This window comes from Pseudomonas sp. COR18 (assembly GCF_048568395.1).
Classification (GTDB): Bacteria; Pseudomonadota; Gammaproteobacteria; order Pseudomonadales; family Pseudomonadaceae; genus Aquipseudomonas; species Aquipseudomonas fuscovaginae_B.
On sequence record NZ_CP183808.1, the window covers coordinates 3,385,364 to 3,408,003 of the forward strand.

Below are 22,640 nucleotides of genomic sequence, written 5' to 3' on the forward strand. Positions count from 1 at the left end.
GTCTCGAAGAACGGGGTATCGCGCAACTATAAGGCCTGGGCCGGTTGGCCGAAAGCGGGTGTTCACAGGAGTTTGCCAATCAGGCCACTGTGGGAGCGGGCTTGCCCGCGAATGGACCTGCATGTCCACGGCAAGAGCGTGTCAGGCCAGATGCCCTCGTGGCCGGCTGGCGTGATAGAGGCTGACCTGGCGAAATTCCTCCGGTTCCATCAGGTCCGGCAGGGTCAGGGCCTGGAGGATCTCCAGGCGCCGGTACAACGGATGACGGAAATCCCGCACCCGCGAGTCGGCCACCAGCGCCTCCCGGCCGCGGCTGAGGAACTGGTCCAGCAGCGGCAGGTTTTCCCGGTCGTACAGCACATCGGCGACCAGAATCAGGTCGAAGCGATCGCTCTCGGCGAAGAAATCTTCGCTGTAGTGGAGCGTCACCTTATTGAGTGCGGCATTCGCCCGGCAGGCGGCCAGTGCCAGTGGGTCGAGGTCGCAGGCCACCACTTCCCGCGCCCCGGCGCGGGCCGCGGCAATGGCCGCGATGCCGGAGCCGGCGCCGAAATCCAGCACGCGCTTGCCGGCCACCCACTCCGGCCGTTCGGCCAGGTAGCGGGCCATGGCCAGGCCGCTGGCCCAGCAGAAGCACCAGTAGGGTGGTTCGTGCAGGATGCGCCGGGTCTCTTGCGGGGTGAACTCGCGATCCATGTTCCCGGCGTCGATCAGCCACAGTTTGAGGTCGGTCCCAGGCAGCGCGCTGGCGGTCAGCCGCGCATCGCCGAGCAGCGCGGCCAGCGCCCGCTGCAGGTCGAGCGGGGCGTTCATGGGGCGCTGACGAATTGCAACGGGCCCATGGCCTGAGTGGTCGGCTGGGTCACGGCCACGGAGGGCAGGTGCAGGATCAACTGCCCGGATTGGCTGGCCCGCCCGCGCAGTTCGACGCGCGCACCGACCGGGAACACGTCCGGGTTGAAGCGCAGACGGAACGGCAGTACCTGGCCGGTGCCATTGATCCTGCTGCTGGCGAGCAGTTGCTGCGGCCGGCCGCGCTCGTCGATCACCAGCAGCGCCAGTTCGACCTCGGCATTGGCCGGCACCCCCAGCAGGGTGCCGCTCAACTCGCGCTGGTACGCGGGCAACGGGCCGAGTGCTTCATATTCATTCACCGGCTTCTTCACCTGCTGCTGGGGCGGTGGCGTCGGCACGGGCTTGGGTGCACTGCTGCAGGCGAGCAGCAGGCCGGTGAGGCTGAGCAAAACAAGCGGTCGTACTGACATCTACAGCTCCAACTGAGGCGAAAATCGACGGTTCTGATGGGATAACGTTAGCCCGCCGACTGTATACCGCAAACCCTATGGCTTGTCTTGCCACGGAGATGCGCTACCATGGCCCTCCCATTTTTTGTTGCCTGCCACCATGCACTGTCCCTTCTGCGGTGCCAACGACACCAAAGTCATCGACTCGCGTCTGGTCGCCGAGGGCGAACAGGTGCGCCGCCGGCGCGAATGCGTGGCCTGCGGTGAGCGTTTCACCACCTTCGAAACCGCCGAACTGGTTCTGCCACGCCTGATCAAGCAGGACGGCAGCCGCCAGCCCTTCGACGAAGAAAAACTGCGTGCCGGCATGCAGCGGGCCCTGGAAAAGCGCCCGGTGAGTGTCGAGCGCCTGGAAGCCGCACTGGCCCATATCAAGCACAAGCTGCGCGCCACCGGCGAGCGCGAGGTCAAGTCGCTGGTCGTCGGCGAAATGGTGATGACCGAGCTGCAGAAACTCGATGAGGTCGCCTACATCCGTTTCGCCTCGGTCTATCGCCGCTTCCAGGACCTCGACGAGTTCCGCGAGGAAATCGATCGTCTTGCCCGGGAGCCCGCCAAGGAATGAGCCTTGCAGCCGAACAGGCGGTTCTCGACGCCCACTACATGGCCCGTGCCCTGGAGTTGGCGCGCAAGGGGCGCTATTCCACCCATCCGAACCCTCGGGTCGGCTGCGTCATCGTGCGTGATGGCGTGGTGGTCGGCGAAGGTTGGCACGTGCGCGCCGGCGAGCCCCATGCCGAGGTCCATGCCTTGCGCGAGGCGGGCGAGTTGGCCCGTGGCGCGACCGCCTACGTGACCCTGGAGCCGTGCAGTCACTTCGGGCGTACGCCGCCCTGTGCCGAAGCGCTGGTCAAGGCCGGCGTGGGGCGGGTGGTCGCGGCCATGCAGGACCCCAATCCGCAGGTTGCCGGCAATGGCCTCAAGCGTCTGGCCGATGCCGGGATCGCCGTACACAGCGGCGTGCTCGAAGGCGAGGCGCGGGCGATCAACCGCGGCTTCCTCAAACGCATGGAGCACGGCCTGCCGTTCGTGCGAGTCAAGTTGGCGATGAGTCTCGACGGGCGCACCGCGATGGCCAGCGGCGAGAGCCAGTGGATCACCGGTCCTGCCGCGCGTTCCGCCGTGCAGCGTCTGCGCGCCGAGTCCAGCGTGGTGCTTACCGGCGCCGATACGGTGCTGGCCGACAGCGCCCGGCTGACCGTGCGCCCTGCCGAGCTGGGCCTGGACCCCGAGCTGACGGCCCTGGCCGAGAGCCGGCCGCCGCTGCGGGTGCTGATCGACGGGCGCCTGCGGGTGCCCCTGGAGGCGGCATTCTTCCAGGCCGGCCCGGCACTGGTGGTGACCTGCGCGACCGCGGTTGGCGCCGCCTACCAGGCCGCCGGCCACGAAGTCCTGAGCCTGCCCGGCCATGACGGCCAGGTCGACCTGGCGAAATTGCTCGGGCAACTGGCTGCCCGTGGCGTCAACGATCTGCTGGTCGAGGCCGGTCCGCGCCTGGCCGGCGCCTTTGCCCGCCAGGGACTGGTGGACGAGTACCAGATCTTCGTCGCCGGCAGGTTTCTCGGCTCCAGCGCACGGCCCCTGCTGGACTGGCCGCTGGAACGGATGAGCGAGGCGCCACGGCTGAAAATCACTGAAATGCGTGCGGTCGGCGATGACTGGCGAGTCACCGCAATACCTGACCCGGCACCCGGCGTATAATTCGCGGCCAGCGCCAGGCGCTGGCTCGTTTTCGAGGAGTACTTCATGTTTACCGGCATCATCGAATCCATCGGCAGCATCCGCGCGCTGAGCCCGAAAGGCGGCGACGTGCGTGTCTATGTAGAAACCGGCAAGCTCGACCTGGGTGACGTCAAGCTCGGCGACAGCATTGCGGTCAACGGCGTCTGCCTGACCGCCGTCGAGCTCCCGGGCGACGGGTTCTGGGCCGACGTCAGCCGCGAAACCCTGGACTGCACCGCCTTCAACGACCTCAAGGCCGGCAGCCGGGTCAACCTGGAAAAGGCCCTGACGCCGACCACCCGCCTGGGCGGTCACCTGGTCAGCGGCCACGTCGACGGCGTCGGCGAGATCGTCGCCCGCGAGGAAAACGCCCGGGCCATCCAGTTCCGCGTGCGTGCACCCAAGGAGCTGGCCAAGTACATCGCCCACAAGGGCTCGATCACCGTCGACGGCACCAGCCTGACGGTCAACGCGGTGCACGGCGCCGAGTTCGAACTGACCATCGTCCCGCATACCCTGGTCGAGACCATCATGGCCGACTACCGCCCCGGTCGTCGGGTCAACCTCGAGGTCGACCTGCTGGCCCGCTACCTGGAGCGCCTGCTGTTGGGCGAGAAGGCCGCGGAGCCGACCAGCGGCGGCATCACCGAAAGTTTCCTGGCCGCCAACGGCTACCTCAAATCCTGACGCAAGGGGGTGCCGCGTGGCGCTCAACACGATTGAAGAACTGGTCGAAGACATTCGCCAGGGCAAGATGGTCATCCTCATGGATGACGAAGACCGCGAGAACGAAGGCGACCTGATCATGGCCGCCGAGTGCTGCAAGGCCGAGCACATCAACTTCATGGCCAAGTACGCCCGTGGCCTGATCTGCATGCCGATGAGCCGCGAGCGCTGCGAACTGCTCAAGCTGCCGCTGATGGCGCCGCGCAACGGTTCCGGTTTCGGCACCAAGTTCACCGTGTCCATCGAGGCCACTGAAGGGGTGACCACCGGCATCTCCGCCGCCGACCGAGCGCGCACCGTGCAGGCGGCAGCGGCCAGGGACGCCAAGGCCGAAGACATCGTCAGCCCCGGTCACATCTTCCCGCTGATGGCCCAGCCCGGCGGTACCCTGGCCCGCGCCGGCCACACCGAGGCCGCCTGTGACCTGGCGCGCATGGCCGGTTTCGAGCCGAGCGGGGTGATCTGCGAGGTGATGAACGATGACGGCACCATGTCCCGGCGCGCCGAGCTGGAAGCCTTCGCCGCCGAGCACAACATCAAGATCGGCACCATCGCCGACCTGATCCACTACCGGATGATCCACGAGAGTACCGTTCAGCGGATTGCCGAGCAGCCGCTGGACAGCGAGCTGGGCCAGTTCACCCTGGTGACCTATCGTGATTCGGTGGAAGGCGACGTGCACATGGCCCTGACCCTGGGCAAGGTCTGCGCCGAAGAGCCGACCCTGGTGCGGGTGCACAACATGGACCCGCTGCGCGACCTGCTGATGGTCAAGCAACCCGGTCGCTGGAGCCTGCGCGCGGCGATGGCGGCGGTGGCCGAGGCCGGTAGCGGCGTGGTGCTGCTGCTCGGCCATCCGCTGGATGGCGACGTGCTGCTGGCGCATATCCGCGAGACGGTCGAACATACGCCAGTGAAAAAGCCGACCACCTACAGCATCGTCGGTGCCGGTTCGCAGATCCTGCGCGACCTGGGCGTACGCAAGATGCGCCTGATGAGTGCGCCGATGAAGTTCAACGCGATATCCGGTTTCGACCTGGAAGTAGTAGAATACGTGCCCTCCGAATAAAAGGCCGGCTGGTTTCGACCTTGATTCGCGGTACACATATCCCTGAGGGGCGCGTATCAGACGCGTCCCGGCTCTTTAAGAGAATTGTCGAATGACCCTGAAGACCATCGAAGGTACCTTCATCGCCCCCAAAGGCCGCTATGCCCTGGTGGTCGGCCGTTTCAACAGCTTCGTCGTCGAAAGCCTGGTCAGCGGCGCGGTTGACGCCCTGGTTCGTCACGGCGTGAGCGAAAGCGATATCACCATCATCCGTGCACCTGGCGCGTTCGAGATCCCGCTGGTGGTGCAGAAAGTCGCCCAGCGTAGCGAGTACGCGGCGATCATCGCCCTGGGCGCGGTCATTCGTGGCGGTACTCCGCACTTCGAATACGTGGCGGGTGAGTGCACCAAGGGCCTGGCCCAGGTGTCCATGGAGTTCGGCGTACCGGTCGCCTTTGGCGTGCTGACCGTCGATTCCATCGAACAGGCCATCGAGCGTTCCGGCACCAAGGCCGGCAACAAAGGTGCCGAAGCCGCCCTGTCCGCCCTGGAAATGGTCAGCCTGCTGGCGCAGTTGGAGGCCAAGTGATTAACGACGACAGCGATCGTTTCAACCCGCGCGAGCCTCGCCCCGAAGGCGCCGGCAAGCCGTCCAAGAGCGCCAAGCGTCGCGAAGCCCGTCAGCTCGCGACCCAGGCCCTCTATCAATGGCACATGGCCAAGCAATCGCTGAATGAAATCGAAGCGCAGTTCCGTGTCGACAACGATTTCAGCGATGTCGACGGTGCGTACTTCCGTGAAATCCTTCACGGGGTTCCGCAGTTCAAGAACGAGATCGACAACGCGCTCAAGCCCTGCCTGGATATCGAGATCGAAGAGCTCGACCCGGTCGAGCTGTCGGTGCTGCGCCTGTCCACCTGGGAACTGCTCAAGCGTGTCGACGTGCCGTACCGCGTGGTGATCAACGAAGGCATCGAACTGGCGAAGATCTACGGTTCCACCGACGGTCACAAGTTCGTCAACGGTGTGCTCGACAAGCTGGCACCGAATCTGCGCGAAGCCGAAGTGAAGGCGTTCAAGCGCTGACCGGCGCTTGCTTCTCCCATGGGTGAGTTCGAGCTGATCCGCAATTTCTTTGCCGCCGCGCCCTGTGCGCAGGCCGGCGAAGGTGTTGCGCTGGGCATCGGCGACGACTGCGCCCTGCTCGATGTCCCTGTCGGGGAGCAATGGGCGATTTCCACCGACACCCTGGTGGCCGGTGTGCACTTCGCCGATCCCTGCGATGCTTTCCTGCTCGGGCAGCGTGCCCTGGCCGTGGCCGCCAGCGACCTGGCCGCCATGGGCGCGACGCCGGTGGCCTTCACCCTGGCCCTGACCCTGCCGCACAACGATGTCGACTGGCTGCAGGCGTTCGCCCGCGGGCTGGACCGGATGGCCCGCCAGTGCGGGTTGCGCCTGGTCGGCGGCGATACCACCCGTGGTCCCCTGAGCCTGACGCTGACGGTGTTCGGCCGGGTGCCCGTCGGCCAGGCGCTGACCCGTAGCGGCGCGCAGGTCGGCGACCTGCTCTGCGTGGGGGGCGACCTGGGCAATGCTGCCGGCGCCTTGCCGCTGGTGCTAGGCCAGCGGAGTGCCGAGCCGGCGTTGGCCGAGCCATTGCTGGCCCACTACTGGTCGCCCCGGCCGCAGTTCGAACTGGGGCTGGCCTTGCGCGGCAAGGCCAGCGCGGCGTTGGATATTTCCGACGGCCTTTTGGCCGATTGCGGACATATCGCGGCGGCATCCGGCGTGCGTTTGCTGGTCGAACGTGAAAAGCTGCCGTTGTCCCCGTCACTGCTGGGCTTTCTCGGCCAGGCGGCGGCCTGGGAGGCGGCGCTCAGTGGCGGTGACGACTATGTCCTGGCATTCACCCTGCCTCCCGCCGAGCTGCCCGCGCTGTTGCTCGGCCATGACTCGGTCCGGGTGGTCGGGCGCGTGGTCGCCGGGCAGGGCGTTGCCCTGCTGGCGGCCGATGGCCAGGACATCACCCCGCGAGTCCGCGGTTATCAACATTTTCCGGAGACGCCGTGACAGATCATCCCAAACAGGTTCCCGCCGAGTTCGTGCCACCGTCGGTGTGGCGCAACCCCTGGCATTTCCTGGCGTTCGGCTTCGGCTCCGGAACCTTGCCCAAGGCCCCGGGTACCTGGGGTTCGCTGGTTGCGCTACCCTTTATACCGTTGTGGCAGATGCTGCCGGACTGGGGCTACTGGCTGATGCTCGGCATCACCATGCTGTTCGGCTTCTGGCTGTGCGGCAAGGTCGCCGACGACCTGCGGGTGCATGACCACGAAGGCATCGTCTGGGACGAGATGGTCGGCATGTGGATCACCCTGTGGCTGGTGCCGCAGGGCTGGTACTGGTTGCTGGCGGGCTTCCTGATGTTCCGCTTCTTCGACATCCTCAAGCCCTGGCCGATCCGCTGGATCGACCGGCATGTGCACGGTGGGGTCGGGATCATGCTCGATGACGTTCTGGCCGGGGTGTTCGCCTGGCTGGCCATGCAGGGACTGGTGCATCTCTTCACCTGAGGAATTGACTATGTCCGGCTTGCGTTTGTGGGGCCTGCTTGCGCTGGTGCTGCTCAGCCCGTTGCTCAGGGCGCAGGAGGTCGCTGGCTTGCCGGCGCAGGTCCGCCTGGTCAGCGAGGAGTGGGCCGACTACACCAATGCCGATGGCAGCGGGCTGGCCTGGGACGTGCTGCGCGAGGTGTTCGAGCCGCAAGGGATCAAGGTCGAGATTCGCAGTGAGCCGTACGTGCGTTCGGTGGGGCTGGTGGAGCGCGGCGAGGCGGATGCCTGGGTGGGCTCCTACAGCCAGGAAATCAGTGGAGCCCTGTACCCGCGCTGGAACTACGATACCGATCACATCTATGCCGTGGGCCTGGCCAGCAAGCCGGTGCCCACCCTGGAGAACCTCGGCAGCTATCGCCTGGCCTGGGTGCGTGGCTACAAGTACCAGAAGTACCTGCCCAACGTGCGCGACTTCAACGAGATCCAGCGGCGTGACGGGATCCTGTCGATGCTGCAGCACGATCGGGTCGATTTCTATATCGATGCGTTGACCGAGGTCGAAGATGTCCTCGAGCAGGCAGAGGACCCCAAACTGTTCCGTAATACCCACCTGGCGGAACTGCCGCTCTACCTCGGCTTCGCCGACAACGAGCGGGGGCGGGCGCTGCTGGCATTGTATGATCAGCGCATGACCGAGCTGGTCAAGGCGGGTGGCCTGCGCAGGATATTCGAGCACTGGAAGCAACCCTACCCGTTCGAAAGCGGAAAGTTTCCGGCTGTGACCGATCAAACTTATTGATAGTTATCATGGACAAATCGGCCTAAGCGTCTGTAGGAACCTCCTGTTACAATGTCGCAACCGCGAATTTCCAGCCTTCATACTGATCAGGAGCACAGGGTGCCTGTCGTTTTTGTCGCTGCCTCCAAACTGCCTACCCCCTTCGCGACTTTCACCATGAACGGTTTTCTCGAGGAAGCCACCGGTCGTGAACATGTCGTGCTGACGCTCGGGGATGTGGCCGATGGCGCACCGGTGCTTGGCCGCGTGCATTCCGAATGCCTGACCGGCGATGCCTTGTTCAGCCAGCGTTGCGACTGTGGTTCGCAACTGGAAGCCGCCCTGCAGGCGATTGCCCGTGAAGGCCGTGGCGTGTTGCTCTACCTGCGCCAGGAAGGTCGGGGTATCGGCCTGATGAACAAGATCCGCGCCTACGAGTTGCAGGACGGTGGCGCCGACACGGTCGAGGCCAACGAGCGCCTGGGTTTTGCCGCTGACCAGCGTGACTATGCGATCTGCCGGCCGATGCTCGAACACCTGGGCATCCAGTCTCTGCGGCTGATGACCAACAACCCGCGCAAGGTCAAGGCGTTGACCGACATGGGCATCACCGTGGCCGAGCGGGTGCCGCTGCACACCGGGCACAACCCGCACAACCGGCTCTACCTGGCCACCAAGGCCGGCAAGCTCGGCCACATGATGGGCAACGAGCACCAGAGCGAGGCCGACCCGGCGTGACTCGCGGGCAGGTGAAGCGGCGGCTCGCCTTCGGCTGGTACAAGCAACTGCTGCTGACGGTCCTGCCGCTGTTCGTCGCCAACTGGGCCTTTGGCCAGACGGAACCGGTACTGCCGGTGCTGGCGATGCCGTTGTTCATTGCCGGTATCGCTTCGATGTTCATCAGCCTGCGGTTTTTCGGCGGCTACAAGCATGCGTTGATCGCCACCGAGAAGGCGCTGGATACCCCTGAGGAACCGGCGGCCTGGATCACGCTGGCCAACGTCCGGCGCAAGGCACTGGTGATCGCGGCCCTGCCGACCTGGATCGGCACCCTGGCGGTGTTCGTCGGCCTGGAGGCGGTGCCGCTGATTCTGCTGGTGCTGTCCACCGTGCTGCTGTTCTACCTCTACCGCATTCCGCGCCAACTAGGCTGATGGGACGCTGGCTGGCGGTGTTGCTGGCCGTGGCGCTGCGCCGCAGGTCAGCGTTGAGGCGGTCTTGCAGCGTGATCCGCAGGTGATCCTGGCGGGCAACCGGGCTCAGCTCGATGCCTGGAAGGCTTGGCCGCAGTTGGCGGCGGTGCGGTAAGGGCGGTTGGTGCAGGTGCCGGACAAGGGGCTGGAGCGGCCCAGTGGGCGGATGGTCGAGGCGGTGGCTCGCTTGTGTGCGGTGATGGTACCGGGGCGGTAGCGCGCGGTGGCTGCATTCGCGGGCAAGCCCACTCCCGCAAGGGCGGGGCTTTCGATGGCGTGAGGGCTTTTCCGTGGGAGCGGGCTTGCCCGCGAAGGGGCCGCCCACCATTCCACTTGGCTTACAGGCCGAGCAGCTTCATCCGCTCGGTGACCGAAGCCTCGATCCCCGCCACATCCAGCCCGCACTCGGCCAGCATCTGCGCCGGCTTCGCATGCTCGACGTAGGCGTCCGGCAAGCCCAGGTGCAGGATCGGCTTGAGCAGGTTGTCCTGTGCCAGGAACTCGCTGACCGCCGCACCGGCGCCACCCATGATGGCGTTTTCCTCGATGGTCACCAGCAACTCGTGGCTGCTGGCGACCTCGCGGACCAGCGCCTCGTCCAGCGGTTTGACGAAACGCATGTCGACCACGGTCGCATCCAGCTTCTCGGCCACCACCAGCGCTTGCGCCAGTTGCACGCCGAACACCAGCAGGGCGACCTTGCTGCCGCGGCGGCGCACCACGCCCTTGCCGATCTCGATCGGTTCGAGGTTCTTCTCGATGGTCGCGTTCGGACCGCTGCCACGCGGGTAGCGCACGGCCGCCGGGCCGTTGTACAGGTGGCCGGTGCTGAGCATCTTGCGCAGTTCGTTCTCGTCGCTCGGCGTCATCACCAGCATGCCGGGGATGCAGCGCAGGTACGACAGGTCGAAACTGCCGGCGTGGGTCGGCCCGTCTTCGCCGACCAGGCCGGCGCGGTCGATGGCGAACAGCACGTCGAGGTTCTGCACCGCCACGTCATGCACCAGTTGGTCATAACCGCGCTGCAGGAAGGTCGAATAGATCGCCACCACCGGCTTGGCGCCTTCGCAGGCCATGCCGGCGGCGAAGGTCACCGCATGCTGTTCGGCGATCGCCACGTCGAAGTAGCGCAGCGGGAAACGTTCGCTGAAGGCCACCAGGTCGGAGCCTTCCTTCATCGCCGGCGTAATGCCGACCAGGCGGGGGTCGGCGGCGGCCATGTCGCACAGCCATTCGCCGAACACCGCGGAGTACTTCGGCCCGCTGGGCTTCTTCGGCGCGGCGGCGGGGGCGTCGAGCGGCTCGAGCTTGGTGATCGCGTGGTAGCCGATCGGGTCGATTTCGGCCGGGGCGAAGCCCTTGCCCTTCTTGGTCACCACGTGCAGGAACTGCGGGCCCTTGAGGTCGCGCATGTTGCGCAGGGTGGCGATCAGGGTCGGCAGGTCGTGGCCGTCGATCGGGCCGATGTAGTTCCAGCCCAGCTCTTCGAACAGGGTGCCGGGTACCAGCATGCCCTTGGCGTATTCTTCGGTGCGGCGGGCGATTTCCCAGGCGCCGGGCAGGCGCGACAGCACTTTCTTGCTGCCTTCGCGCATGCTGGCGTAGGTGCGGCTGGAGAGAATCTTGGCCAGGTAGTTCGACAGCCCGCCGACGTTGCGCGAGATCGACATGTCGTTGTCGTTGAGGATCACCAGCATGTTGGCGTCGACTTCCGGCGCGTGGTTCAACGCCTCGAAGGCCATGCCCGCGGTCAACGCACCGTCGCCGATCACCGCGATGGCCTTGCGCTCGCTGTTCTGCAGGCGGGCGGCGATGGCCATGCCCAGCGCGGCGCTGATGGAGGTGCTGGAGTGGCCGACGCCGAAGGTGTCGTACTCGCTCTCCGAGCGGCGCGGGAAGGCGGCCAGGCCGTCCTTCTGGCGCAGGGTGTGCATCTGCGCGCGGCGACCGGTGAGGATCTTGTGGGGATACGCCTGGTGACCCACGTCCCATACCAGCCGGTCGTCCGGGGTATCGAAGACGTAGTGCAACGCGATGGTCAGCTCGATGACGCCAAGCCCGGCACCGAAGTGCCCGCCGGTCTGGCCGACCGAATAGAGCAGCTCCTGGCGCAGTTCATCGGCCAGGGTTTCCAGCTCGGCTTCACCTAACCGGCGCAGGCCGGCCGGCGTGTCGGCACGGTCCAGCAGGGGCGTGGTCGGGCGCTGGCGGGGAATCTCATGGAACGTCGTGGGCATCAGGCGAATCGTTATAGGTATGAAGACGCGGCAGTTTACCTTATGGAGCGCACGCTGCCCACGCGATGTCGCATCAGCGGGTCGGATGCTGGCGTTTCGATTGTGCGAAAGGCCAGCATGACCGTCCGGTCAGCTGCGCCGTTCGACGATGTAGCGGGCCAGCTCGCGCAGTGGCTCGGCGGCCGCGTCAAACGGTCGCAGGGCGTGCAGCGCCTGGTCGCGCAGCTCCAGGGCGTAGGCCTTGGCCGCCTCCAGTCCGAGCAGGGCCGGATAGGTCGGCTTGTCGCGGGCGATGTCGGCACCCTGGCGTTTGCCGAGGGTGGCGGTATCGCTTTCGACGTCGAGGATGTCGTCCTGCACCTGGAAGGCCAGGCCGATGGCCTGGGCGTAGGTCTGCAGCGACTTGAGTTCGTCCTTCTGCACGTTGACGCTGGCCAGGGCGCCGAGGGTGACGCTGGCCTCGATCAGCGCACCGGTCTTGTGCCGGTGCATGGTTTCCAGGGCCTTCTGGTCGAGCTTGAGGCCCACCGAGCCGAGGTCGATGGCCTGGCCGCCGACCATCCCGGCCGGGCCTGCGGCGTGGGCCAGGGTGTTGACCATCGACAGACGGATCTCGGCGTTCAGGTCGCTCAGGCGCGGGTCGAGCAGGGCGCTGAAGGCCAGGCTCTGCAGGCCGTCGCCGGCGAGGATCGCACAGGCCTCGTCGAAGGCCTTGTGGGTGGTCGGCTGGCCGCGACGCAGATCGTCGTCGTCCATGGCCGGCAGGTCGTCGTGGACCAGCGAATAGGCGTGGATCAGTTCAACGGCGCAGGCGGCGCCGTTGGCCTGTTCCGGCTTGCCGCCGAGGGCTTCGCAGGCGGCATAGACCAGCAGCGGGCGTACCCGCTTGCCGCCGTTCATCACGCTGTAGCGCATGGCCTCGTAGAGACGGGCGAGCCCGGCGCCGGGCGGCACGAACAGGGTTTCCAGGGCGGCGTTGACCCGTTCCTGGCAGGCGGCCTGATAGCTTTTGATCATTCTGGCTGTTCCGCATCGAAGGGCTCTTCGGCCAGTTCGCCGTCGCGCTCCAGCAGGATCTGTACCTTCTGCTCGGCCTGGGCCAGGGCATTCTGGCAGTCACGGGTCAGGCGGATGCCCTGTTCGAAAGCGGTCAACGAATCTTCCAACGACAGCTCGCCGTTCTCCAGGCGCTCGACCAGTGTCTGCAGATCGGCGAGGGATTGTTCGAAATCCAGGGAAACTTTTTTGCGGGCCATGGCGGCGATCTCGGTAGGCGTTCAACGGGCGCGACACTAGCAGACAGCGGGTTGCGGGGCAAATGCGAGGGGTTGCCAATCATGAGGGCATCAGGCGTGTCCGCAGCCTTTTGGCGGGCACCATTATACATCCTGAATCATGGGGTGATTTTGGGCGCGCATGACAGTCTGCGATAGTGGCCTTTTGCCTTGTTCTGCGGGGCTTCCAGGCCACTGAGTGTGCACGATCTCTCATTTGCCGATTGCCCCTGTAAATACCGGTTTACCGCCATTGTGTAACAAGATCTGAATCGCTAACCTCTGCGACTTCCCGACCTGCCTCGCCAGGTTCTTTCTGATTTTTCGTGTTTCAGGGGTGCGCCGGTCTGGATCGGGCGCAGGGTTTCGTGATGCATGGCAAGGAGGCTGTTGATGCGCCGGTTATTTCCAATGCTGATAGCTCTCTGGGCCGCGACCGCCTGGGCCGAGCCCTCGGCCGAGCTGCAGGAGCCGACCGGCGGCTGGCGTTACTCGGGCCTGCTCGATCGCAGCGATGCGCCGCAGGTGGCCTATCCGACACCGCCCATCGACCGTGGCATCCAGCGCAGTCGCACGCCGATCGAAGGGCGGATCAACCCGCCCTCCGGCCCGCGTGAACCGCATACCCTGGCGGTCAACGGCAACCCCCTGAATCTCTACACCGATGAAAACGGCCGGTTCGTTCGCCCCTATGCCTTCGGTTCCGGCTCCAACAGCGTCGAGGTGCGCAGCGCCCAGGGCAAGTCCCTCAAGCGCGTGCAGTTCTACGAAGCCAACCAGCAGATCACCCCGGCGCGCATCCGCGTGGTGCTCGGCTGGGATGACCCCAAGGCCGAGCTGGACCTGCACATCATCACCCCCGACGGCCAGCACGCCTTCTACGCCAACCCGCGCCTGACCAACGGCGGCGGCCTCGACCCCGACGGCGTCGACGGCCCCGGCCCGGAGATGTTCACCATGACCGCGCCGATGCACGGCACCTACCTGGTCTACGTGAACTACTGGGGCAACTACAGCGCCAGCGACGGCTATAACTTTACCGAGCGAGCCAACCAGAACGAGGTCATCACCTCGCAGATCAACCTGGTGCTCAACGAGAACACCGTCGATGAAAAGCGCGAGAGCTTCACCGTACCGCTGCGCGCCATCGGCGACCTGCTGCTGGTCAAGACCTTCAACTATTGAACATCCCGCTCCACGGATGAATGGGCTTTGCGAACATGAGCGATAACACTGCTTCCCCGGCCGCCGCCGCGCCGGCCACTCCTCCAACTGCCGGTTCGCGCCGCTGGCTGGGCCTGGTGCTCGGGCTGTGCGTGACCGGTGCGGTGGTCGGCGGCCTGGGCTGGTTTTTCCAGCACAAGTCGGTTGCCCCGGTGCCGGAACTGGCCCTGGAAAAACTCGGCGTCAGCCGCCCGGACGCGCTGCTGGAAACCGCGTCGCTGAGCCAGTTGCCCAAGGACCTGCTCAGCGTGCCGTTCCTGCGCGACACCCTCACCGAGGACTTCGTCTTCTACTACGAGAGCCATGGCGATCGCCTGGGCCTGATCGGCAGCCTGCGGCGGATCATCTACGAGCACGACCTCAAGCTGCAGGACAACCTGATCGAGCAACTGTTCGACCAGCCGGCCGACATCGCCCTTTGGCGTGGCGCCGATGGCCGTCTCAAGGACTTCCTGCTGGTGATGGACCGTGGTGGCCTGGCCAAGCTGCTCGAACCGCTGGCCCATGTCGCCCTCGACGACACCCAGTTGAGCAAGGTCGGCGAGTTGAAGGTCGCCGGCGACAACGTGGCGCTCTACCGCCTGGCCTACAACGCCAGCAAGGCGCTGCTGTTCGCCTCCCGTGGCGACAAGCTGGTGGTGCTGTCCAACCCGGATCGCCTCTACGAGCAGACCAGCGATGACAGCGAAGTGGCGCCCGGCGAGGTGTCGAGCCAGGCCCTGGCCGCGCTGCTGGGGGGCGACAAGCTGTTCCCCGAGGCGTTCGGCCTCAAACCCCGTGAAGCGACCGTCAAGCAGCGTATCTCGGTGGCCTCCAGCGTCCTGGCCATGGGTTATCAGCGCTTTATCCCCAGCTTCGCCGGCCTGCGCCTGGACATGGACGACAAGGGCTGGCACAGCTTCCTCGCGCTCGACGAACAGGACAAGTCCGCCGACTTCGACTTCAAACCGATCTGGCAGGCCATGCCGGTCGGTGCCAGCGCCTGCGTCGCCCTGCCGCTGGCGGCCGAGCAGCAACAGCCGCTGCTGGTCAAGCTCGGCGCCGACGCGGCCACCGCGCAGAAACTCACCGAACACATGAGCGGTGCCGCCGGCCTGTGCTGGTATGCCGATTCACGCCTGTACACGCCGCTGCTGGTGGCGAACCTGAACAAGGACAACGACAGCCTCGATGCCGACCTCGGCAAGCTGTTCGGCTCCATGGTCGGCACCCGGGAAAGCAACGTCGAAGGGGGACTGTTCCCGGTCGACGAACAGAACAAGGACCGCCTGCACCAGTGGAAGCGCGTGGTCAGCTCGACCTTTGGCCAGTACGCCGCCCAGGAAGCCGAGAACCCCGACGCCATCACCGGCCGCGCCTTCTTCCGCGTGAGCCTGGCACGGCACGGCTCGACCCTGTTGTTCTCCCTGGACGACAAGCTGGTGGACAAGGCCCTCGGCACCCTCGACAAGCACTTCCCGCCATTGGCGGACGTGGTGCCCAAGGATGCGCTGACGCCGGTCTACCTGGGCCCGGACTCCCTGGCGCAACTGATGAAGCAGGAGACCCTCGACAGCCTGCCCCAGGACATGGAACCGGTATTTCGCAACGCCGCGCAGACTCACCTGCTGCCCAAGCTGCAGAAGCTCGCCGGCTTCGGCAAATACGCCCTGACCCTGCCCGAAGGCACCGAGCCTGACGGTCACTGGCAGTGGCTGCCGCTGCAATGGCGGGCGATGTGATTCGTCTGTCCAAGGCCCTGGGCGTGCTGGCGCTGCTGAACCTGGTGTTCGGCACGTCGGCGTTCGCCGTCGAAACGCCGGCCCTGGATGTCGAGCAGTCCCAGGTGTTCCGCGCCTGGTTCGTGCGCATCGCCCAGGAGCAACTGACCCAGGGGCCGAGCCCGCGCTGGTACCAGCAGGACTGCGCCGGCCTGGTGCGCTTCGCCGCCAACGAAGCGTTGAAGAAACACGATGACAAGTGGCTGCGGGCCAATGGCCTGTCCAACCGCTACCTGCCGCCCGAGCTGAGCCTCAGTGACAGCCAGCGCAAGCTGGCCCAGCAGTGGCAGCAGGGCGGCGGCAAGGTCGGTCCGTACGTCAATGCGATCAAGCTGATCCAGTTCAACAGCCAGCTGGTCAGCCGCGACCTCAACCAGGCGCGGCCCGGCGACCTGCTGTTCTTCGACCAGGGCGACGATCAGCATCTGATGATCTGGATGGGCCGCAACATCGCCTATCACACCGGCACCACCACCCCACCGACAACGGCATGCGCTCCGCCAGCGTGCAGCAACTCATGACATGGAAGGACACCCGATGGATACCCGATGCAACGAACCCCAACTTCATCGGCGTCTACCGGCTGAACTTCCTCTCTCGATGAACGGGTCTTCCATGATGCGTCTGTTATCCCGAATGGTTTTCGCCCTGGCCGTGCTGTTGCCGGTCACCGCTGGTGCCGCCGATGACTCGGTGCCGCCGAGCAACTACACGCCGATTGCCGGCGAAAGCTTCTTCCTGCTCGCCGACAGCAGCTTCGCCAGCGACGAGCAGGCGCTGGTCCGCCTGGAAGCACCGGGCCGCGACTACCGGCGTTTCCGCATGGAACCGTACGGTGGAGCGGACATCCGCGTGTACCGCATCGACCAGCCGCTGGAGTTTCTCAAGCGCCAGAAAAACCTGCACCGGGTGGTCAGCGATGGCCAGTTCAAGGGCGAGGGGTTGTCCAATACCCTGGCCTACCTGTGGGACAACTGGTACCGCAAGTCCCGTCGGGTGATGCAGCGGGCGTTCTCCTACGAGTCGCGCAAGCAGGTGACCGAGGAGGTGCCGGAGCTGAAGATGGGCGACGTCATCAACCGGCCGACCCAATATGACAACCCGCCGCAATACGCGCCGTTGCCGGGCCTGCCACTGGTCAGCCAGTTCCGCTACCCGCTGTGGGACGCCAAGCCGATCCAGCCACCCAAGGGCGTCGACCTGGCCGGGTCCTCCAGCCAGTTCATCAGCGTCGCACCGGGTAACGTCTATATCCCGCTGGGCAAGCTCAAGCCGGGCCTGTACCTGGTCGAGGCGCTGGTCGGCAAATACCGCGCGACCACCGTGGTGTTCGTCTCCAACACCGTGGCGGTGAGCAAGATCGCCGGCGACGAACTGCTGGTGTGGGCCGCACGCAAGCACGAAGGCAGCTCGGTGCCCAAGGTCAAGGTGCTGTGGACCGATGGCCTGGGCGTGATGAGCAGCGGCGAGACCGATGCCGAGGGCCTGTTGCGCCTCAAGCACGTCAGCCCCGAGCGCTCGTTCATGATCGGCGAGGATGACGAGGGCGGGGTGTTCGTCTCCGAGAACTTCTACTACGACAGCGAAATCTACGACACCAAGCTCTACGCCTTCACTGACCGGCCGCTGTACCGGCCGGGGGACTGGGTGTCGCTGAAGATCGTCGGTCGCGAATTCAAGAACGCCCGCGACTCGGTCAACCCGACCGGTGCGCCGGTGCGGGTCAGCGTGCTCGACGCCACCGGCACCACGCTGCAGACCCTGGACCTGACCCTGGACGGCAAGGCCGGCACCCAGGGCCGCTTCCAACTGCCCGACAACGCCGTGGCCGGCGGCTACGAGCTGCGTTTCACCTATCGTGACCAGACCTACAGCAGCGCCTTCCGCGTTGCCGAGTACATCAAGCCGCACTTCGAAATCTCCCTGGACCTGGCCAAGCAGGACTTCCGCACCGGCGAGCCGGTCAAGGGCAAGCTGCAACTGCTCTACCCGGACGGCAAGCCGGTGGCCGATGCCCGTGTGCAACTGACCCTGCGCGCCCAGCAACTGTCGATGGTCGACAACGAGCTGCAATACCTCGGGCAATTCCCGGTGGAACTGACCAGCGCCGAGCTGACCACTGACGACAAGGGCCAGGCCGTGCTCGACCTGCCGGCGGCGGAGAAGCCCAGCCGCTACATGCTCACCGTGTTCGCCAGCGATGGCGCGGCGTATCGGGTCAAGACCACCAAGGAAATCCTCATCGAGCGTGGCGCGTCGCGCTACAGCCTGTCGGCCCCGCAGCGCTTCAGTGCCAGCGGCGAGAAGGTCGCGTTCAGCTACGCCAACGAGTCCGCCGTGGAGCCGGCCAACGCCAGCAAGCCGAGCAGCTACAGCTGGGTACGCCTGGAAGACCAGTCCACCGGTGGCGGCAAGCTCGCGGCCGGCGACAAGGGTTTCAGCCTCACGTTCGACCGTCCCGGCACCTACAACCTGTCGCTCAAGGACGAACACGAACGCATCCTCGGTGCCACCGGCCACTCGGTGACCGGCGATGGCGTCAAGGCCGTGCCCGGCACCGTGGAGATCCTGCTCGACAAGCCCGAGTACCAGGCCGGTGACGAAGCCCTGGCGCTGATCACCTTCCCGGAGCCGGTCAACGACGCGCTGCTGTCTCTTGAGCGCGACAAGGTCGAGGCCACCGCGCTGCTGTCCAAGGGGGCCGACTGGCTGCGCCTGGAGAAGATCAGCGCCAACCAGTACCGCGCGCGGATTCCGGTGAAGGACAACTTCGCCCCCAACCTGACCTTCTCGGTGCTCTACACCAAGGGCGGCGAGTACAGCTTCCAGAACGCCGGCCTCAAGGTCGCCACGCCGCAGATCGACGTGGCCATCGCCACCGACAAGGACAGCTACCAGCCGGGCGACACCGTCTCGGTGGACCTGACCACCCAGTTCGCCGGCAAGCCGATCCCGGCGCACCTGACCGTCAGCGTGGTGGATGAAATGATCTATGCCCTGCAGCCGGAAGTGGCGCCGAGCATCGACCAGTTCTTCTACCACCCACGGCGTAACAACGTGCGCACCAGCGCCAGCCTGTCGTTCATCAGCTACGACGTGGCCCTGCCGGGCAGCCCCGGTGCGCCGGGCAAGGCCAACCGCAGCGAACGCGGCGTGAAGGTGCTGGAGCGGCCGCGTCGTGAAGACGTCGACACCGCCGCCTGGCAGCCGGAACTGGTCACCGACGCCAACGGCAAGGTGCGCTTCACCTTCCGCATGCCGGACTCCCTGACCCGCTGGCGCATCACCGCCCGGGCCATTTCCGATGCCGGGCAGGTAGGCCAGCGCAACCAGTTCATCCGTTCCGACAAGCCGCTGTACCTGAAATGGAGCGGTCCGACCCACTTCCGCAACGGCGACCAGCCCAAGCTCGGCCTGTTCGCCTTCAGCCAGGACGACAAGCCGGCCAAAGCCGAACTGCTGATCCGCTACGCCGGCCAGGAACAACGCCTGCCGCTGTCGCTGAACAAGGGCATCAACTACATCCCGCTGCCGGCGATTGCCCTGAGCAGTGGCGACTGGACCGCCGAACTGCAACAGAACGGCAAGGCCCAGGACACCCTGGCCGTACGTCTCACCGCGGTCGCCGACGGCTGGCAGGTGACCCAGAGCCAGAGCCTCAGCGTGGCCAGCGGCGACACCCCGCTGAGCCTGCCGGCCGATGCCAGCGACATTCGCCTGCGCCTCGACGACAGCCCGCAGGCGCTGTTCCGCGCCAGCCTCGACGACCTGCTCAGCTACCCCTACGGTGGTGTCGAGCAGACCGCCAGCCAGTTGCTGCCGCTGAGCATCGCCTACCCGGCGCTATCGGGTAACGCGCAGATCCGCGATCGCCTGCGCCTGATCCTGCAGAACAGCCGCCTGCGCCTGGTCTCGATGGCCGGTCCCGATGCCTGGTTCACCTGGTGGGGCGAGGACGTCACGCCGGATGCCTTCCTCACCGGCTACGCCTATTACGCCGACTGGTACGCCAGCAAGGCCCTGGGCGTGAGCCTGCCGCCGGAGCATTGGCAGCGGGTGCTGGACGTCTACGGCAAGCAGGCTTCCGCTACGCCGTTGCTGCAACGGGCGCTGGTGCTGTCGTTTGCCAGGGACATGCAACTGCCGGTCAACACCCTGCTCAGCGGCCTGATGGACGAACTGGCGAAAGCCGGCGAGGGCGCCGACGCCAACCTGTTGGATGATGGTGAAGACAGCGTGGTGATGGGCGCACCGGACTCGGCCCTGGGCCTGGCCAGCGCGCGGGTACTGACCGCGGCACTGGCGCGCCAGAGCAAGGTCGCCTTGCCGGACGCGTTCAGCCGGCAACTGCCGGCCGCCGAACAGCGCCTGGGCGCCAGCGCACAGCCGTTCGCCACCGCGCTGAACCTGTCGCTCAAGCCGTTCAATGCCGAGCAGGCCCAGGATCTGCTGCAGCGTCTGCTGCCGCAGCAATCCACCCTGGAGCGTGCGCTGGCCCTGACCTGGCTGCAACGCAGCGTCGAGCAGACCCCGAAAATGGTCAGCCTGACTCCGGGCGAAGGCTGGCAGGTCCGCCAGGGCAGCACCGGCGAGGCCTACTGGCAGTGGCAAGGCCAGGGCGTGCCGAGCGTGCTGACCCTGAGCGGTGCCCAGGAGCGTCCGTTGCGCGCCAGCCTGAGCTACCTCAGCCAGGGCAAGGCCGCTGCCGACCTGCCGGTGCAGATCAGGCGCCGCCTGCTGGAACTGGTGCCGGACGATGAGCCCAATACCTTCAGCCTCAAGGCCGTGGGCGACAAGCCGCTGTCCAGCGACAGCCTGTACCTGGACGAAGTGATCCTCACCAGCAAGGCGGCCAAGCCGTTGCGTTACGGCATGCTCGAACTGCCGCTGCCACCGGGGGCGGATGTCGAGCGCACCACCTGGGGCGTCAATCTGGCCGGGCTGGCCGGCGAGGAAGCCACGCCGCTGGAGAAGGCGCATTTCGAACCGGGGCAGATGGCCTACGGGGTGCCGGTCAACAGCCTCAACGGCGAGGTGCGCGTGCGTCATCTGCTGCGCTTCTCGCAGAAGGGCCAGTTCAAGCTGCCACCGGCGCGCTTCAGTCAGATCTATGCACCGGAGCACCAGGCCCAGGAGCAGAAGGCGGCCCTCGGACAAGTCACGGTTCAATGACATGAGCCGTCCGCTGACCTGGCTGGTGCTGTGCTTTCTTCCTCTGCTGGCGACGGCAGAGGAGGCGCCGTTGCGCCTGGCCTGGCAAACCGCTGGCGGTTATGAGCTGGTGCAGTTGAACACCACGCAGGTGCTCAGCCGCGAACCGTTGCCGGCGGACCTGCAAACCCCGCTGGGCAGCCTGTGGAAGCTGTTCGTATACGCCTGGCTGGTCGACACCGACCAGCAGGAGCCGGCCTACGATTGCCACGGCCAGGATCACGAGGAAGTCTATTGCTGCACGCCGGGCGGCAACATCGCCCGCGATGCGGCGCTGCTCCGTTCCTGTGGGCTGTACTTCGACCCCAGGCGGCTGAACCTCGATGCCGGCCGGTGGCGCGACTACTGGCAGGCCCGCCAGGCTCCCGCCTGGCTGCAGAGCCTCGACCACCTGCAGCCGCAGACCCGCGTCCCCGTGGCACAACTGCTGGAGGCGCTGCGTACGCTGCCGGCCCAGGACGCGGCGCGTCGGCTGCTGCTCGACGTGGTGCTCAACGCCGCCGACGGCCAGGCCGTGGCGGTGTTGGGTGGACGGCTGCGGGTCAAGACCTGGAGCTGGCTCGGCGACCAGGACCCGCAGTCGCGTCAGGGCGGTTTCGCCGGCTGGCTGGCGGACGGCACGCCGCTCTGGGCCGGTGGCCGCGGCACCAGCCAGATGGTGTTGCGACACTACTCGGACGTGCTCGGCGGTTTCCTGCCGGCACCGCAGGCGGAAGACGCCGGGCGTTGCGTGCAGGTCGAGCTGTTCTCGCGCTACCCGCTCAAGGGCGTCAGCCGTGTGGATGGGCAGGCGGCCGCGGAGGGGGCCTGCAAGGCCGCTACCGGGTCGACTTCGCCAACGGCAACCAGCTGGACATCGAAAGCACGGGCGAACTGTTCCTGTTGAAGAACGCCGGCCAGCCACAACTGGTGGCCCGGCTCGATCGTGAGGAGTACGTCGCCCGGGTGTTGCAGCGCGAGGCCAGGAGCGAACCGGCCGAGGCGGCCAAGGCCCTGGCCGTGGCGATCCGCAGTTACCTGTTGCAGAACGCCGGGCGCAGCGGCGACTGCCTGAGCATCGACGACAGCAGCAGCCGCCAGCGCGTGGCGCCGCGACCGGCCACGGCCGAAACACGTGCCATCGCCGCCTGGACCAGCGACCTGGTGCTGGCCGGCAGCCCGGTGACCTACCACTCCGACCAACCCGGCCCGGACAAGCTGTCCTGGCAGCAGGCGGTGGAGCAGGCCAACAACGGCGCGCGCTACGACCAGATCCTCCAGCACGCCTATCCACGGGCGAGCCTGAGCCGCTGGGACAACCCGGTGGCGTCCTGCGACCCCTTGCCGGCGGCCCAGGAGTGGCTGCTCAAGCAGCGTCGCGTCTGGCGCCAGCGGCTGGACCGGGAGGTCGGCTATAACGAACTGAGCCGCTTCGCCGTCTGCCGCGTGGCGTTCGGCCGGCCCTATGTCGATCGCGAGCGCCAGCGCATCTACGTGCGCGGCGTGCTGACCCAACAGGACCGCCTCGACCTGACCCATGAATACCTGCACCTGGCGTTCGAGGCCCACCCGAACGGCCAGGACGAAGACTACATCGAAGGGCTTGCCCGCCACCTGTTACTGGAATAGGCC

19 protein-coding genes and 3 pseudogenes are annotated in these 22,640 nt (G+C 66.2%); 17 read left to right on the forward strand and 5 right to left on the reverse strand.

Annotated elements, in window-relative coordinates:
- Positions 1-141 precede the first annotated feature (141 nt).
- Both ACM62G_RS15645 and ACM62G_RS15650 read right to left on the reverse strand, forming a co-directional pair.
- Positions 142-813: a 50S ribosomal protein L11 methyltransferase gene (locus ACM62G_RS15645; RefSeq protein ID WP_419737449.1), complete on the reverse strand. Its 672-nt coding sequence runs from the start codon at positions 811-813 to the stop codon at positions 142-144.
- Positions 810-1,265, reverse strand: a complete 456-nt coding sequence (locus ACM62G_RS15650) for a YbaY family lipoprotein (RefSeq protein ID WP_054060971.1) — start codon at positions 1,263-1,265, stop codon at positions 810-812. The genes ACM62G_RS15645 and ACM62G_RS15650 overlap by 4 nt, the downstream gene beginning before the upstream one ends.
- A gap of 139 nt (positions 1,266-1,404) precedes the next feature.
- Here ACM62G_RS15650 and nrdR point away from each other — a divergent pair, with 139 nt between their 5' ends.
- The 12 genes and pseudogenes from nrdR to ACM62G_RS15710 all read left to right on the forward strand — a co-directional run.
- Positions 1,405-1,869 (forward strand): transcriptional regulator NrdR, encoded by a 465-nt coding sequence (gene nrdR, locus ACM62G_RS15655; RefSeq protein ID WP_026144921.1) that lies wholly within the window; start codon positions 1,405-1,407, stop codon positions 1,867-1,869.
- Positions 1,866-3,005: a bifunctional diaminohydroxyphosphoribosylaminopyrimidine deaminase/5-amino-6-(5-phosphoribosylamino)uracil reductase RibD gene (gene ribD / locus ACM62G_RS15660; protein ID WP_419737450.1), complete on the forward strand. Its 1,140-nt coding sequence runs from the start codon at positions 1,866-1,868 to the stop codon at positions 3,003-3,005. Before nrdR ends, ribD begins: the two co-directional genes overlap by 4 nt.
- A gap of 45 nt (positions 3,006-3,050) precedes the next feature.
- Entirely contained in the window at positions 3,051-3,713 is a 663-nt protein-coding gene (locus ACM62G_RS15665; RefSeq protein WP_054061163.1) for a riboflavin synthase, read from the forward strand.
- Between the two features lie 16 nt (positions 3,714-3,729).
- A complete protein-coding gene (ribBA, locus tag ACM62G_RS15670; protein ID WP_054061162.1) occupies positions 3,730-4,821 on the forward strand; it encodes a bifunctional 3,4-dihydroxy-2-butanone-4-phosphate synthase/GTP cyclohydrolase II in 1,092 nt (363 codons plus the stop codon).
- A 91-nt stretch (positions 4,822-4,912) separates the two neighbouring features.
- Positions 4,913-5,389: a 6,7-dimethyl-8-ribityllumazine synthase gene (ribE, locus tag ACM62G_RS15675; protein WP_017902308.1), complete on the forward strand. Its 477-nt coding sequence runs from the start codon at positions 4,913-4,915 to the stop codon at positions 5,387-5,389.
- Positions 5,386-5,886 (forward strand): transcription antitermination factor NusB, encoded by a 501-nt coding sequence (gene nusB, locus ACM62G_RS15680; protein ID WP_054062531.1) that lies wholly within the window; start codon positions 5,386-5,388, stop codon positions 5,884-5,886. Before ribE ends, nusB begins: the two co-directional genes overlap by 4 nt.
- Before the next feature lie 18 nt (positions 5,887-5,904).
- Positions 5,905-6,870, forward strand: a complete 966-nt coding sequence (gene thiL / locus ACM62G_RS15685; RefSeq protein WP_054062530.1) for a thiamine-phosphate kinase — start codon at positions 5,905-5,907, stop codon at positions 6,868-6,870.
- Complete coding sequence (locus ACM62G_RS15690; RefSeq protein ID WP_017902311.1) at positions 6,867-7,370, forward strand: phosphatidylglycerophosphatase A; 504 nt, start codon at positions 6,867-6,869, stop codon at positions 7,368-7,370. Before thiL ends, ACM62G_RS15690 begins: the two co-directional genes overlap by 4 nt.
- A 10-nt stretch (positions 7,371-7,380) precedes the next feature.
- Positions 7,381-8,151 carry a substrate-binding periplasmic protein gene (locus tag ACM62G_RS15695; RefSeq protein WP_419737451.1) on the forward strand — a complete coding sequence of 257 codons (771 nt, stop codon included), beginning with the start codon at positions 7,381-7,383 and terminating at the stop codon, positions 8,149-8,151.
- 99 nt (positions 8,152-8,250) lie between these two features.
- A complete protein-coding gene (ribA, locus tag ACM62G_RS15700; protein ID WP_054057971.1) occupies positions 8,251-8,868 on the forward strand; it encodes a GTP cyclohydrolase II in 618 nt (205 codons plus the stop codon).
- On the forward strand, positions 8,865-9,284 hold the full coding sequence (locus ACM62G_RS15705) for an MFS transporter (RefSeq protein WP_273824152.1): 420 nt from the start codon (positions 8,865-8,867) through the stop codon (positions 9,282-9,284). Before ribA ends, ACM62G_RS15705 begins: the two co-directional genes overlap by 4 nt.
- Before the next feature lie 37 nt (positions 9,285-9,321).
- Positions 9,322-9,540, forward strand: a pseudogene (locus ACM62G_RS15710) (cobalamin-binding protein); the annotation flags it as partial.
- Positions 9,541-9,661: 121 nt separating this feature from the next.
- On the opposite strand, the gene dxs reads toward ACM62G_RS15710, so the two are convergent.
- The 3 genes from dxs to ACM62G_RS15725 all read right to left on the reverse strand — a co-directional run bounded on the left by dxs (position 9,662) and on the right by ACM62G_RS15725 (position 12,816).
- Positions 9,662-11,560 (reverse strand): 1-deoxy-D-xylulose-5-phosphate synthase, encoded by a 1,899-nt coding sequence (dxs, locus tag ACM62G_RS15715; protein WP_054062529.1) that lies wholly within the window; start codon positions 11,558-11,560, stop codon positions 9,662-9,664.
- A 129-nt stretch (positions 11,561-11,689) separates the two neighbouring features.
- Positions 11,690-12,577, reverse strand: coding sequence for a (2E,6E)-farnesyl diphosphate synthase (ispA, locus tag ACM62G_RS15720; RefSeq protein WP_419737452.1), 888 nt, complete (start codon positions 12,575-12,577; stop codon positions 11,690-11,692).
- Positions 12,574-12,816: an exodeoxyribonuclease VII small subunit gene (locus tag ACM62G_RS15725; RefSeq protein ID WP_054062527.1), complete on the reverse strand. Its 243-nt coding sequence runs from the start codon at positions 12,814-12,816 to the stop codon at positions 12,574-12,576. Before ACM62G_RS15725 ends, ispA begins: the two co-directional genes overlap by 4 nt.
- A gap of 411 nt (positions 12,817-13,227) precedes the next feature.
- Between ACM62G_RS15725 and ACM62G_RS15730 the strand changes: the two genes are divergently transcribed.
- From ACM62G_RS15730 to ACM62G_RS15750, 5 genes and pseudogenes are all read left to right on the forward strand, one after another.
- On the forward strand, positions 13,228-14,019 hold the full coding sequence (locus ACM62G_RS15730) for a YfaP family protein (RefSeq protein ID WP_419737453.1): 792 nt from the start codon (positions 13,228-13,230) through the stop codon (positions 14,017-14,019).
- Positions 14,020-14,054: 35 nt separating this feature from the next.
- Positions 14,055-15,779: a DUF2138 domain-containing protein gene (locus tag ACM62G_RS15735; RefSeq protein WP_419737454.1), complete on the forward strand. Its 1,725-nt coding sequence runs from the start codon at positions 14,055-14,057 to the stop codon at positions 15,777-15,779.
- Positions 15,764-16,422, forward strand: a pseudogene (locus ACM62G_RS15740) (DUF1175 domain-containing protein). The gene ACM62G_RS15735 and the pseudogene ACM62G_RS15740 overlap by 16 nt, the downstream one beginning before the upstream one ends.
- Positions 16,419-20,990: an alpha-2-macroglobulin family protein gene (locus ACM62G_RS15745; protein ID WP_419737455.1), complete on the forward strand. Its 4,572-nt coding sequence runs from the start codon at positions 16,419-16,421 to the stop codon at positions 20,988-20,990. The pseudogene ACM62G_RS15740 and the gene ACM62G_RS15745 overlap by 4 nt, the downstream one beginning before the upstream one ends.
- A 1-nt stretch (position 20,991) precedes the next feature.
- Positions 20,992-22,637: pseudogene (locus ACM62G_RS15750) on the forward strand (DUF2300 domain-containing protein).
- Positions 22,638-22,640: the final 3 nt, after the last annotated feature.